Annotated in this window: 12 protein-coding genes and 1 tRNA gene; 9 read left to right on the forward strand and 4 right to left on the reverse strand. The window is 58.9% G+C overall.

What is annotated here, in order from left to right:
* Nucleotides 1-4 precede the first annotated feature (4 nt).
* The 3 genes from GOV87_RS08285 to GOV87_RS08295 all read left to right on the forward strand — a co-directional run bounded on the left by GOV87_RS08285 (nt 5) and on the right by GOV87_RS08295 (nt 3053).
* Nucleotides 5-871, forward strand: coding sequence for a YihY/virulence factor BrkB family protein (locus GOV87_RS08285; RefSeq protein ID WP_171211454.1), 867 nt, complete (start codon nt 5-7; stop codon nt 869-871).
* Complete coding sequence (locus GOV87_RS08290) at nt 868-2766, forward strand: cytochrome c3 family protein (RefSeq protein ID WP_171211455.1); 1899 nt, start codon at nt 868-870, stop codon at nt 2764-2766. Before GOV87_RS08285 ends, GOV87_RS08290 begins: the two co-directional genes overlap by 4 nt.
* Nucleotides 2767-2912: 146 nt before the next feature.
* Complete coding sequence (locus GOV87_RS08295) at nt 2913-3053, forward strand: hypothetical protein (RefSeq protein WP_171121488.1); 141 nt, start codon at nt 2913-2915, stop codon at nt 3051-3053.
* Here GOV87_RS08295 and GOV87_RS08300 read toward each other — a convergent pair.
* Both GOV87_RS08300 and GOV87_RS08305 read right to left on the reverse strand, forming a co-directional pair.
* Nucleotides 3050-3772 (reverse strand): RlmE family RNA methyltransferase, encoded by a 723-nt coding sequence (locus tag GOV87_RS08300; protein WP_171124964.1) that lies wholly within the window; start codon nt 3770-3772, stop codon nt 3050-3052. The genes GOV87_RS08295 and GOV87_RS08300 overlap by 4 nt on opposite strands.
* Nucleotides 3772-4884: a Ppx/GppA phosphatase family protein gene (locus tag GOV87_RS08305; RefSeq protein WP_171211456.1), complete on the reverse strand. Its 1113-nt coding sequence runs from the start codon at nt 4882-4884 to the stop codon at nt 3772-3774. Before GOV87_RS08305 ends, GOV87_RS08300 begins: the two co-directional genes overlap by 1 nt.
* 240 nt (nt 4885-5124) lie before the next feature.
* On the opposite strand from GOV87_RS08305, the gene GOV87_RS08310 reads away from it, so the two are divergent.
* The 5 genes from GOV87_RS08310 to GOV87_RS08330 all read left to right on the forward strand — a co-directional run bounded on the left by GOV87_RS08310 (nt 5125) and on the right by GOV87_RS08330 (nt 8540).
* Nucleotides 5125-5421, forward strand: coding sequence for a virulence factor (locus GOV87_RS08310; protein WP_171121485.1), 297 nt, complete (start codon nt 5125-5127; stop codon nt 5419-5421).
* A gap of 26 nt (nt 5422-5447) precedes the next feature.
* Entirely contained in the window at nt 5448-6374 is a 927-nt protein-coding gene (locus GOV87_RS08315; RefSeq protein ID WP_171211585.1) for a methylenetetrahydrofolate reductase, read from the forward strand.
* Nucleotides 6375-6383: 9 nt separating this feature from the next.
* Nucleotides 6384-7445 (forward strand): methyltetrahydrofolate cobalamin methyltransferase, encoded by a 1062-nt coding sequence (locus GOV87_RS08320; RefSeq protein ID WP_171121484.1) that lies wholly within the window; start codon nt 6384-6386, stop codon nt 7443-7445.
* A 127-nt stretch (nt 7446-7572) separates the two neighbouring features.
* Nucleotides 7573-8400 (forward strand): polyphosphate kinase 2 family protein, encoded by an 828-nt coding sequence (locus GOV87_RS08325; RefSeq protein ID WP_171121483.1) that lies wholly within the window; start codon nt 7573-7575, stop codon nt 8398-8400.
* A 66-nt stretch (nt 8401-8466) separates the two neighbouring features.
* Nucleotides 8467-8540, forward strand: a tRNA-Gly gene (locus GOV87_RS08330).
* Between the two features lies 1 nt (nt 8541).
* Here GOV87_RS08330 and GOV87_RS08335 read toward each other — a convergent pair.
* Together GOV87_RS08335 and GOV87_RS08340 are read right to left on the reverse strand one after the other, a co-directional pair.
* On the reverse strand, nt 8542-9399 hold the full coding sequence (locus tag GOV87_RS08335) for a class I SAM-dependent methyltransferase (RefSeq protein WP_171211457.1): 858 nt from the start codon (nt 9397-9399) through the stop codon (nt 8542-8544).
* A 24-nt stretch (nt 9400-9423) separates the two neighbouring features.
* Complete coding sequence (locus GOV87_RS08340; RefSeq protein ID WP_171211458.1) at nt 9424-11469, reverse strand: ASKHA domain-containing protein; 2046 nt, start codon at nt 11467-11469, stop codon at nt 9424-9426.
* Between the two features lie 217 nt (nt 11470-11686).
* Here GOV87_RS08340 and guaB point away from each other — a divergent pair, with 217 nt between their 5' ends.
* On the forward strand, nt 11687-13135 hold the full coding sequence (guaB, locus tag GOV87_RS08345) for an IMP dehydrogenase (protein ID WP_171211459.1): 1449 nt from the start codon (nt 11687-11689) through the stop codon (nt 13133-13135).

Raw genomic sequence — 13135 nt, forward strand, 5'->3', positions numbered from 1 at the left:
CGGCATGAGCGCGAACGTGATTCCCCTTTTTGGCCGGCCTCTTCAGGCGCTGTGGCTGGCCCTTGGTCGTTTTGGTGCCAAGAACGGGTTGGTGATGAGCAGCCATGTCGCCATGTCCCTTATGCTCGCCTTGTTTCCGTTCGTCTTGTTCACTGTGGCCTTGGCCGGATCCTTGTCTCAGGATTATGTCACCAACGAATTGATTGAGCTGATCTTTGGGGCTTGGCCGCAAGACGTGGCCGACCCTATTGTGGCCGAGCTGCGGGCCGTGCTGGAAGAATCCGGTTCAGGCGTCATAACCATCGGGGGTTTGTTGGCCGTGTTCTTCGCATCCAACGGAGTTGCGGCCGTTCGTGCAGCGATGAACCAGGCATATCATGATCACGATAGCTGGCCGTTCTGGAAAACCCGGCTGTTCTGTTTGGCGCTGGTGGTAATCGGTGGCGCCACGATTCTGGCGATCGCTGCGGTCGAGGTGGTCTTGCCGGTCTATACAAAACTTGTGTCTGAAAGGACTGATGTAAACGTATCAGAGTGGTTGTCCGTGGATCGGCTGCGATGGACCTTTGCGGTTGCCGTTCCAGCCGGAACCGTGATTCTGGCGCATCTTCTTTTGCCGACACGTCGACATTCCGTGATGCAGATTCTGCCCGGCGTGGCTCTTACGCTGGCGCTTTGGGCAGCAGGGGGATGGGCGTTCTCGATCTATATCGGTCAGTTTGCGTCTTACAGCACGACCTACGCCGGATTGGCCGGTGCAATGGCGGCCTTGATCTTCCTGTATCTATGCGCCGCGATCCTGATCTTGGGCGCTGAGTTTAACGGCGCTTTGATGGACCTTCAGAACTCCGGCGAAGGGACCGTGGATTGAGACATTTTCTTTTCGGTTTGTTAGTGCTTTTCCCGGCGTTCGCTTGGGCACAGGTTCCGTCTTATGTCGGCTCGGATAAATGTGTTGAGTGTCATAAGGCCGAAGCCGACGCATGGGCCAAATCTCATCACGCATTGGCGTGGAACGAGGCAGATGCCGGTCATGTTGTCGCTGACTTTGACGGCACCAGATTTGAGCATGACGGCATGTCTGTCGAGTTTTCCAGCGACGATACCCTGCGTGCTCGGGTCACCGAGAAAGACGGTGTAGCGACCAAGTATGATGTGCATTCAGTGGTCGGAATCGCGCCACTTCAGCAATATCTGTTCGAAACCGAACAGGGCAGATTGCAAAGCTTTGACGTGGTTTGGGATACCGAGCAAAAGCGTTGGTTTCACCTTTACCCCGATCAAGATCTGCCCCCGGATGACGGCTTGCATTGGACCGGACCCTACAAAAACTGGAATGCCCGCTGCGCAGAATGTCATGCGACTGCTTTTGAAAAGAACTACGACGCGCAAACCCGCATTTACACATCAATACAGTCGGAAATAGGTGTCGGGTGTGAGGCGTGCCATGGCCCGGGTTCTGCCCATATCGACTGGACCAACGGCCAAAGTGTCGGCGGCGACCTGACAGAATACGGGTTCACTACGGATTGGGGCAGCGGTCAGACCGAAGCTGAAATCCAGCAATGTGCCGGATGCCATTCACGCCGTGAAGCACATGGTGACGGCAACCCCTTGCCGGGAACGCCGTATCATGATGCCTATAACCTCGCGGTCCTAAGGCCGGGATTGTACCACCCGGATGGGCAGATACTGGATGAAGTCTATGTCTATGGCTCGTTCCTGCAGTCCAAAATGTACGCGCAAGGCGTAGGGTGCATGGACTGCCACGAGCCCCACAGCGCAACGTTGCGGGCCGAGGGGAATGGTGTTTGCACACAGTGCCATTCTCCCGCTGGGAACAGCCGCTTTCCGACTTTGACGGCAAAAGAATACGACGCGCCTGATCACCACCACCATCCTGACGGCAGCGACGGCGCACAGTGCAAGTCGTGCCACATGATCGAACGTGTCTACATGGGGGTCGATGGTCGGCGTGATCACAGTTTCCGTATTCCGCGCCCGGACTTGGGGCTTGGCGAAGATGCCTGCACCGATTGTCATAAGGACGAGGATCAGGAATGGGCGGCGACACAGATTGAGGCATGGTTTCCCCAGTCGGAACAGCGTGGCACGCATTATGGCACGTCGTTTCAGCAAGCGCTGACAGGCCGTGCGGACGGACCCGCCGCGTTGCTTGATATCGCCACCGATCCCGGGCAGGCGGGCATCGTTCGCGCGACAGCGGCGTATTTGCTGCAAGATTTTAGCTCGGACGAAATTGCGGCTCAGACGGCGTCTATGCTGGCGGACGTTGATCCGGTTGTCCGCGCCAACGCAGCCCCTCTGCAACGATATGCGAGTATGTCGGATCGGGTTCAGCGGTTGGAACCGTTGCTGTCGGACCCGCGCCGTAATGTTCGGATTGCAGCGGCGAAAGAGTTTCTGACTATTCCGCCGCAAGTAATGACCCGCGAACAAGGGCAACTGGCCGGGCAGGGTATGTCCGAGTGGCAAGGCGCGATTGCCAACCGTCTGGATTTTCCCGAAACGCACATGGTGCTGGGTGGCATGGCTTTGACGCTTCGCAATCCCGAAGCGGCCGAGCGCGCCTTTGCCGAAGTGATTACCCTTGACCCGCAGCGTGCTGAAGCGTGGCCGATACTGGTTCAACTCGTTCAACTGAACCGTGGGGTCGAGGCCGCGCAGAGCGTTCTTGCTGAAGGGTTGTCGCGGGTTCCAAACCACCCCGAATTGCTGCAATTAAAGGCCCAGATCGGGCGCTGAATTGGCATTGTAATACCCGCTTTCGGCCACGTTCACGGCAAAATCTATCGGTATCCAAATCGGAAGGAGTAGAAGCTTTTTTCGGTAAGGGGTTTGAAATGCTTGGAAAACCGGTTCGGATATCGCAATTGCAACGACCGCTATCAATGTCCCAGCGCATTGAAGATCTGCGCACACGGAAGCCGCAATACCTTAACCATGGCGAGGCTCTGCTGCTACAGGGCATCGCGGCTGCGTCCCTGCGCGAGCAGGTTCTAACGGGAGAGCGGGTTTCGTTAGAGGATTAAGAGTCGCCCCGAAACCCAGTCGCTACAACAAATTTCTCGGAACTGTCTGAGCGGGACGCAGGTGGTTTGACGTTGGCGACCTTGGTGAATTTCTGTTTCAGAAGTTTTTGCAGATCGCCCTCGGCACCACCGGCCAGGACTTTAGCGACGAAGGTGCCGCCTTCTTCCAAAACATCAAATGCGAAATAGGCGGCTGTCTCACACAGTGCCATGATCCGTAAATGGTCGGTTTGCTTATGCCCCGATGAGGCGGCTGCCATGTCCGACATTACCACATCGGCCTTGCCGCCCAGCCATTCTTTGACCTTTTGGTCGGCGTCGTCTTCCATGAAGTCCAGCACATGGGCCGTTGCGCCAGCGACCGGCTCGACTTCTTGCAGGTCTACGCCCAGAACCGTGCCGATCCGCTTACCGCTTTTTTCGCCCAGCGCATTCACCCGCTTGACAGCGACCTGCAACCACCCGCCGGGCGCGCAGCCCAGATCGACGACGCGCGCGCCGGGGACCAGAAAGCGGAACTTGTCGTCCAGTTCCAATATTTTATAGGCCGCACGTCCGCGATACCCTTCGGCATTCGCGCGCTTGACATAAGGGTCATTCAACTGCCGTTCGAGCCAGCGGGTTGAACTGAGCTTGCGCCCACGTGCAGTCTTGACCTTAACCTTCAGGTCGCGCTGCCCGCGGCCCGAGTTGTTTTTACCAGTCGGTGTCTTCGCCATCAGAACGGTCCGTCTTCCAATACGCCGTCCGCGCTCATTTGTGCATAAAGCAGACCCTCGCGCAGCCCACGATCCGCCACGGAAAGACGGTCGGTGGGCCAGCAGCGTAATAGTGCCTGCAAAATGGCCGAGCCGGACATGATCAGGGCCTGCCGGTCATCACCGATACGCGGATCCCGGCGCCGACCCTGAGGGCCGAGTTCTAGATAACCACGTATCACTTTGTCAATCTGATCGCTGGTCATGCGCAGGCCATCGACCTTGGTTCGGTCATACCGTTTGAGCCCAAGGTGGGAGGCAGCAACGGTTGTGACCGTGCCGCTGGTGCCTACAATCTGAAACCCTTCACGTGCCTGCTCATCTTTGTAGGGGGCGAAATCGGCCAGGTTCTCTTCGAAAAACCAGCTCATCAAGGCAAACCGAGCCGAGTCGTCCTCGACGTCATTGAATTGGTCCCGGAGGGTCGCGACCCCCAAGGGAACACTGATCCAGTCCACAACCTTGGCCGCAGGAAATGGGCTTTCGGCCGCGTGGAACCCATTGTGCAGGCGCATGATCGCCGCAGGTCTGTCCCGGCGCGGAACGGATGAGATGTCGATCCACACCAGTTCGGTCGAGCCGCCGCCGATATCCACGACCAGCAATTGTTCGGTCTTGGTTGAAACCAGAGGCGCGCAGGAGATCACGGCAAGCCGTGCTTCTTCCTCGGGTTGGATGATCTCAAGCGTCAGCCCGGTTTCGCGCAGCACCTGCCGGATGAAGTCGCGTGAGTTTTTGGCGCGCCGACAAGCTTCCGTCGCAACCAGCCGCATTCGTCGGACTTTATTGCGTTTCAGTTTTTGCTGGCAAATCCGCAGCGCCTGAATGGTGCGCGCCATGGATGACCGGGACAAACGCCCGGTCCGCTCAAGACCCGCGCCCAATTGCACGGATTTTGAGAAGCTGTCGACCACATGGAACCCGCTGCCCTTGGGCTGGGCTATCAACATGCGGCAGCTATTTGTCCCCAAATCCAGCGCCGCATACAACGCATCTGGATCGGGTCTTGCCGGCGCGGGGCTTTCGACCGCCTTCGGGAACGCGCCCGCACCTTTGGGACGCTTGGGCGCCATCGTAACGCCCTCCGATTTTCGAGTTACCCCGACCATAGGTCGCGCGCCTGCGTCGTGCAAGACGCTCATTAAGGTGATGAGAATTTTGATGTGAGGGTTTGCTCAAGACTTCGTTACAAGGCCGGTATCCCATCGTGGGTAAAAAGGTCGTTAGAACTCTGCCTTGTGTCGAAAATCGACCGACCTGAGCCCATATTGAAGTTTAGAACCGATCCATCTGGTTAGGAGGAATCAAACGCGATGCCTGACGTCACCATCGTTTTTTGGCGCGATATCCCAGCTCAAGTCATCGTCGGCAAAGGCCGCCGGGGCGCAAAGCGGCAGTTGGAGGAACGGTTCGAGCAAGCCATCGACCGCGCGGCTATGAAGGTGAACGCCAAGGATAGCGACGCCTATCTGGCCGAGTGGCGCAAGGCCGAACCTTTTGCGGTTGAGGGCGACCCGTCCGAGATCGCCGAGGCCGAGGCCGTGCGTCTGGAAGCGGAATATGATCAGGACCGCATCAAGGCGCTGATCGCAAATGACGGTTGGGCATGAGCCCGAAATCTGTATGGGAGGCCGCGATGGCTTTGCTGAACTTCAAGAAACGTGATGCGGCCGAAAACGGCCCTGTGAACCCGACCGTCGAAGCCTTTTTGCAGGGCTATTCGATCGAGGTAATGCCCCGTACGGCCGAAAAGGTCGAGGATTTCCGCGCTCTACTGCCCGAAGGCACCCGCGTCTACATCGCCCATATCGAGGGCACCCCGATCGAGGACATGGTCAAGACCGCCAAGCGCATCGCCGCCGAGGGCTATCCGGTCATGCCGCACTTTCCTGCGCGGATCATCAAGGACGCGGCGACGCTGGAAAACTGGATTTCCATGTATCAGGGCGAAGCAGGCGTGGATCAGGCGCTGCTGCTGGCCGGTGGACTGGACAAGCCGCAGGGTGATTTTGACAGTTCGATGCAACTGATGGAGACCGGCCTGTTTGAGAAGGCAGGTTTCAAGCGTCTGCACGTGGCTGGTCACCCCGAGGGCAACAAGGATATCGACCCGGACGGCTCGACCAAGAATGTTGACGATGCGCTGCGCTGGAAACAGAAATTCAGCGAGACAACCGACGCCGAAATGGCGCTGGCGACACAATTTGCGTTCGACGCGAAGCCGATCATCGAATGGGCAGACGGTCTGAAGGCCGCGGGGATCGACCTACCGATCCATATTGGTATTGCGGGTCCGGCCAAGTTGCAGACTCTGATCAAATTCGCGATTGCCTGTGGCGTTGGTCCATCGCTGAAGGTTCTGCAAAAGCGTGCGATGGATGTATCCAAGCTGTTGCTGCCTTATGAGCCGACCGATGTGATCACCGAATTGGCCAACCACAAAGCCGCCAACCCGGATTTCAACATCACCAACGTACATTTCTTCCCGCTTGGCGGCGTCAAGACCAACGCCAACTGGGCTATCAACAATGGCGGCGCTTCGGCAAAGCCTGCAAATACCTAAGGAACGGACATGACCCGTACTGTCGTAGAATCAAAAACAAAAACCGCCGTTCTGGGCTTTGACGAACCGTTCTGCGTGATCGGTGAGCGGATTAACCCCACTGGCCGCAAGAAACTGGCCGCAGAACTGGAAGCGGGCGATTTCTCGACTGTCGAGAAGGACGCCATCGCGCAGGTTGCAGCAGGCGCGACCGTTCTGGATATCAATGCGGGCGTTGTCTACAACTCGAACCCCAACCCGAACGAGACCGAGCCACCGCTGATGACCAAGATCGTTGAGCTGGTTCAGGGCCTGGTTGACGTCCCGCTCTGCATCGACTCGTCCGTTCCGGGCGCTCTGGAAGCCGGTCTTGAGGCGGCTGAGGGCCGCCCGCTTCTGAATTCGGTTACCGGTGAAGAAGAGCGTCTGGAATTGGTGCTGCCGCTGGTCAAGAAATACAACGTGCCGGTTGTGGCAATCTCGAACGACGACACCGGGATTTCCGAAGACCCTGATGTGCGGTTTGACGTCGCTAAGAAGATCGTTGAACGCGCCGCCGATTTCGGCATTCCGGCCCATGACATCGTGGTTGACCCGCTGGTTATGCCCATCGGCGCGATGGCAACCGCTGGCCAGCAGGTATTTGCATTGGTTCGTCGCCTGCGCGAGGAACTGGGCGTGAATACGACTTGCGGTGCATCCAACATCTCGTTCGGTCTGCCGAACCGTCACGGCATCAACAATGCCTTCCTGCCGATGGCAATGGGCGCTGGCATGACCTCGGCGATCATGAACCCTGTGGCCTTGCCAGTTGGTCCCAAAAAGCTGGCTGAAAAGAAGGCCGAGGTAGCAGCCAAAGGCATCGTACTGCCTGCGGATATGGATGATGAGACCTTCTGCCAACTGTTCGGCCTGGGCTCGACCCAACCGCGCGCTGGCAAAGAGATGGAGGCCATCCGAGCCGCTAACCTGCTGACCAACAACGACCCGCATGGCGGGGCATGGATCAAGTTCAACAAGTCGCCTGAAGAAGCCGCGGCAGCCGGTGCCGCAGGTGGTCGTCGTGGTGGTGGACGTCGCCGCCGCGCGTGATCCGCATCACATTTTGAGTCAAAGCCGGGCCTAGTGCCCGGCTTTTTTTCGTTTGACACCGATCAATGCCTCTTGTGGCCGTTGTAGTGACACTGGTTGTGATTTTTTCGCAGATCAGGGCGCCATTATGACCAAGCATTTTCCCCCGAAACTGACCGAGGCAGATCTGTCGCTGAGGCTGGGCAAGAAAGAGTATTTTGAGGAACTGGTAGAGTTGCAGGCGCAACTGGCGTTGATCCAACAGGCGTTTTTGTTTCACGGGACCAAGGGCGTGCTGGTGTTCGAAGGATGGGACGCGGCGGGCAAAGGCGGCACGATCCGGCGGATCAGTCAGGCGTTGGACCCGCGCAGCTTCAAGGTTTGGCCGATTGGTGCGCCGCGCAACTACTACCTGAATCGTCATTACCTGTTGCGGTTCTGGGAACGGCTACCGCCCGAGGGCGCGATCTCGGCTTTTGACCGAAGCTGGTATGGGCGGGTGCTGGTCGAGCGGTTGGAAAAGTTCACCTCCGAAGATCGCTGGCGCGCCGCTTATGGTGAGATCAACGATTTCGAGCGAATGCTGGTGGATGACGGCACGCGGATCGTAAAGCTGTTCTTCCACATCTCGCCCGAGGAACAGATGGCGCGATTCACCGAACGTCTACGCAACCCGCTGAAGCGCTGGAAACTGACCTATGAGGATTTCCGCAACCGCGAACACTGGTCCGAGGCGGAAGTCGCGGTGGATGAGATGCTGGCGCGCACCTCGACCCAGATAGCGCCGTGGCACGTGATCCCCGCCAATAACAAGAAATACGCCCGGATCAAGACGATGCGAACGATTGTTGAGGTTTTCTCCAGGGACATCGACCTGAGCCCGCAACATCTGGATCAGCGAACCCTCGATGCTGCGTGCGAAGTGTTGGACGTTGAAAAATCGCTGATCGACAGCCTGCGAGCCCGGACAGAATAATCTTGTGGCATCCTGTCGAAACGCGCTTGAAGCTGGTCGTGAGCCAATGTTATTCAAACCCGCGCGGCGGGTATGATGTAATGGTAGCCTGTCAGCTTCCCAAGCTGAACGCGCGGGTTCGATTCCCGCTACCCGCTCCAGTTACTCGGGCCTACGTGCCTGAAACAAGTTTATAAGCGCAGGTACGTTGACCATATCCCCTGCCTGATAGGGCTGGAATTCACCTGCTACTGCGTCCCGAATGACCGCGATATCTTCGGGTCCACCGTCGAAATGGGCGATCACCCGCGCCGCTGGGCCAACTCGTGTACAGAGTGCAGCGCAATCCTCTAGCGTTCCGTATACAGGTAAGGTCAGGTCAACCGCGTCGACCTTGATGTCAGTCAGTCCGGCGTCTGCCAGCAAACCTGTGACGCGATCCTGATCATGAAAGGCCAAAGGTCCGGGTGCGTTGCGATCCACTTTTGGTGGTGTTCCTAGACGCGCGGTGGCCGCAATGTGTGGAATAAAGAACCAGGGGTTGCCGGAGAGCGGCCCCCAAGCGGCAAAAGTCATTTGCCCGCCGGGCTTCAGGGCTCGTGCCATGTTTGCAAAGGCAGCAACCGTATCATCGAAGAACATCACGCCAAAACGCGAGATCATGGCATCCCGGTCGCCTTCGTCAAAAGGGTGGGTCTGCGCGTCTGCGAATTGAAAGCCGACATTTGAATGCCCGGCTGCCTCTGCGCGTACCGCAGCTCGATCCAGAAAAGGCTGTGAAAAATCAGCGGCTAGAACGTGACCTTTGGGGCCAACGACCTGGGCGGCCTGAACCGTGCTCGCGCCAGTGCCGCAGCCGATGTCCAACACACGATGCCCCGGTTGAAGAGCGGCGCGATCCAGAACCAGATCCAGAACCGGGGCCAGAAGGGCATCCATCTGATCCTCATAGGTCAGCCATTTTGCGCCTGAGGGTGAGTTGCCCCAGAATTCAGCCTGTTCTTCGTTTGTTATCGCCATGTCGCCTCCGGTTCTTTGGGGTAACTATGACCTGCGGCGGCGGCGGCGGCCAGATTTTTCCTCATCCCCGCCACCGGTGTTGAATGAAGGCGAGGGGAGGGTGACCACCTGCGCCAGTTCCGGAAATGGGTCGGTTTTGTGCGGGATCGCGTTGGCGGCTACGAAATGATCCTGAAACTTGGGCTCAATCGCGGTTTCGACTTTGGTGATCTCGCGCACGACTCGTTCAATTTCCTTGCGCGATCCGATGTTGCACAGGGCGATCCGCGCGCCGGTACCGGCCGCGTTTCCTGCGCTGGAGACCTTGTCCAATGGTGCGTCGGGGATCATGCCCAACACCATCGCGTGTTTGGTCGAGATATGCGCGCCGAACGCCCCGGCCAGAACCACGCGATCCACGGTGTCGACCTGCATCTCATCCATTAGCAGGCGCGCACCGGCATAAAGCGCCGATTTCGCCAGTTGGATGGCGCGGATGTCACCTTGGGTCACAGTGATACGCGGGCCGCCTTCGGCGCTGGCGTCGTGGATCAAATAGGAATGTGTGCGCCCTTCGGGGATGCAGCGCGTGGTGCCGGTTTGTTCAGCCGATCCGATCAGACCGCTTTCGTCCAGCAGCCCGGCGATGCGCATTTCCGCCACGGCTTCGATAATGCCTGAGCCGCAGATGCCAGTGATTCCCGTGGTGGCGATGTCCTGATCGAACCCGTCCTCGTCGGACCACTTGTCAGACCCGATGATGCGGAAGCGGGGTTCCTTGGTAATGGGGTCGATCTCGATCCGTTCAATCGCGCCGGGCGCAGCGCGCTGGCCAGAACTGATCTGCGCGCCTTCAAAGGCGGGGCCGGTGGGCGAGGAACAAGCCAGCACGCGTGTGGTGTTGCCCAGCAGGATTTCGGCATTGGTGCCGACATCGACGATCAGCACGAGGTCTTCCGACTTGCCCGGTTCCTCGGACAGGGCAACGGCGGCACAGTCGGCCCCCACATGTCCCGCAATACAGGGCAGGATATAGACCTGTGCGCGGGGGTTCATCTTGGTCAGGTCCATCTCACGCGCGGGCAGGGACATGCTTTCCGATGTCGCCAGCGCGAACGGAGCCTGCCCCAGTTCGACCGGGTCCAGTCCCAGCAGCAGGTGGTGCATGACCGGGTTGCATACAAATACCGTTTCCACGATCAGCGCGGCGTCGATCCCGGCCTCATCCGCGATCGAGGTGGTCAGGTCGTTGATCGCCTCGCGCACGGCGCGGGTCATTTCCTGATCACCGCCGGGGTTCATCATGGCGTAGGACACGCGGCTCATCAGGTCTTCACCAAAGCGAATCTGCGGGTTCATCAAGCCGGACGATGCCTTGACCTCACCGGTTTCCAGATCAGTCAGGTGGGCGGCGACGGTGGTTGAGCCAAGGTCGATGGCCAGACCGTACAGCCCTTGTTCATGCAGGCCGGGCCAGATTTCCACGATCTGCGCGACCTCATCCTTGTGGCCTTTGTGGACGGCTACCGTGACCTCCCACTTGCCTTTGCGCAGCACAGGCTGCAACTTTGACATCAGCGACAGATCGGCGGTGACGGCGCCGATCTTCCACTGCTCGCGCAGGGCGCGTTCCAGCCGCTCCAGATCGCCGGTGGGCGAGTGCATGTCGGGTTCCTCGACCACCACGAAATACAGCCGCGTCGCCGGATCCATGGTGATGGCACGGGCCGCAGCCGCTTTGCGCACGACCTGACGATGGACCTGAGATTCGGGCGGCACGTCAATCACCACGTCACCTTGAACGGTGGCCTGACACCCCAAACGGCGCCCCGGCTTCAACCCGCGCTTGTCGTCATAGCGTTGTTCCACCGCGTTCCATTCGCTCAGCGCGCCTTCGGATACCGACACGCCGTGCTTGGGAAACTCACCATAGCTGGGCGTGATTTGGCATTTCGAACAAATCCCGCGCCCGCCGCAGACCGAATCCAGATCGACACCTAACTGCCGGGCAGCGGTCAGAACCGGGGTGCCGACAGGGAAATGCCCACGTTTGCCCGAGGGGGTAAAAACGACAAGGGGTTCGGTGGTCATATCTGGCCTGCCTTTTGTATTCGCGCATCTGCCGCGCAAGATATGGGTTTGTGCGCAAAGGGAAAGGGCAATCAGCGGCAGGTTTTGACCGTCTTGCGTCGTTTTTTGCCGCGGCAATGTCCCGCAGGGCAAAACTAGTTTAGGTCAGGGGCTTTTCCTTAGCTTGAATCCATGCAATAGGGTCGCCGTCAAACGGGGTTTTGCATGGGGTTAGCAGATGCAGATTCGTGAGGCACTCACCTTTGACGACGTTCTTCTGGTTCCGGGCGCATCTTCTGTGCTGCCCGCAACGGCGAACACGACGACGCGCGTGACGCGCGAGATTACCATGAACATCCCGCTGCTGAGTTCAGCGATGGACACAGTGACCGAGGCGCGCATGGCCATCGCCATGGCGCAAGCGGGCGGCATCGGCGTGATCCACAAGAACCTGAGCACCGAGGAACAGGCCCGCGAGGTACGCCGGGTCAAGCGGTTCGAATCCGGCATCGTCTATAACCCTGTGACATTGCGCGCGGATCAGACGCTGGCTGATGCCAAGGCGCTGGTCGAGCGGTATAACTTCACCGGTTTTCCCGTTGTCGACCCCGAGGGGCGCGTTGTCGGTATCGTGACCAACCGCGACATGCGGTTTGCGACCTCGGACGACACGCCGATCCACGCGATGATGACCGCCGACAATCTGGCGATGCTGCAGGAACCCGCCGATCTGGAAGAAGCTAAAAGCCTGATGAAGGCGCGCCGGATCGAAAAGCTGCTGGTTGTTGACGCCGAAGGCAAACTGACTGGCCTGCTGACCCTGAAAGATACAGAACAAGCGGTGCTGAACCCGACTGCGTGCAAAGACCGCCTGGGCCGTTTGCGCGTTGCGGCGGCGACTTCGGTCGGGGATGCCGGGTTTGAGCGTTCCGAGCAATTGGTGGATTCAGGCGTCGACATCATTGTTGTGGACACCGCACACGGCCATTCACAAGGCGTTCTGGACGCGGTGAAACGGGTCAAGACCCTGTCGAACGAGGTTCAGATCATCGCCGGTAATGTAGCCACTGGCGAGGCGACCAAAGCGTTGATCGACGCGGGCGCGGACTCGATCAAGGTGGGGATCGGGCCCGGCTCGATCTGTACCACACGGATGGTGGCCGGTGTGGGCGTGCCGCAGTTGACCGCGATCATGGATTGCGCTGCGGCGGCCGGGGATGTGCCGATAATCGCCGATGGCGGCATTAAATTCTCGGGCGATTTTGCCAAGGCAATCGCGGCGGGGGCGTCCTGCGCGATGGTCGGCTCTATGATCGCGGGCACCGATGAAAGCCCCGGTGAAGTGATTTTGTATCAGGGCCGCTCGTTCAAATCTTATCGCGGCATGGGTAGCTTGGGCGCAATGGCGCGAGGCTCGGCGGATCGGTACTTCCAGAAGGACGCCGCCAACGACAAGCTGGTGCCCGAAGGGATCGAAGGGCAGGTGCCCTACAAAGGCTCGGCCAGCGCGGTTGTGCATCAGTTGGTCGGCGGTCTGCGCGCGGCGATGGGCTATACTGGCTGCGCAACCGTGGAAGAGATGCGGCGCAACTGCAACTTTGTCAAAATCACGGGCGCGGGGCTTAAGGAAAGCCATGTGCATGACGTTCAGATCACCCGCGAAAGCCCGAATTACCGCGTGATGTAA

This window comes from Ruegeria sp. HKCCA5426, assembly GCF_013034585.1.
In the GTDB taxonomy this organism is placed as follows: Bacteria; Pseudomonadota; Alphaproteobacteria; order Rhodobacterales; family Rhodobacteraceae; genus Ruegeria.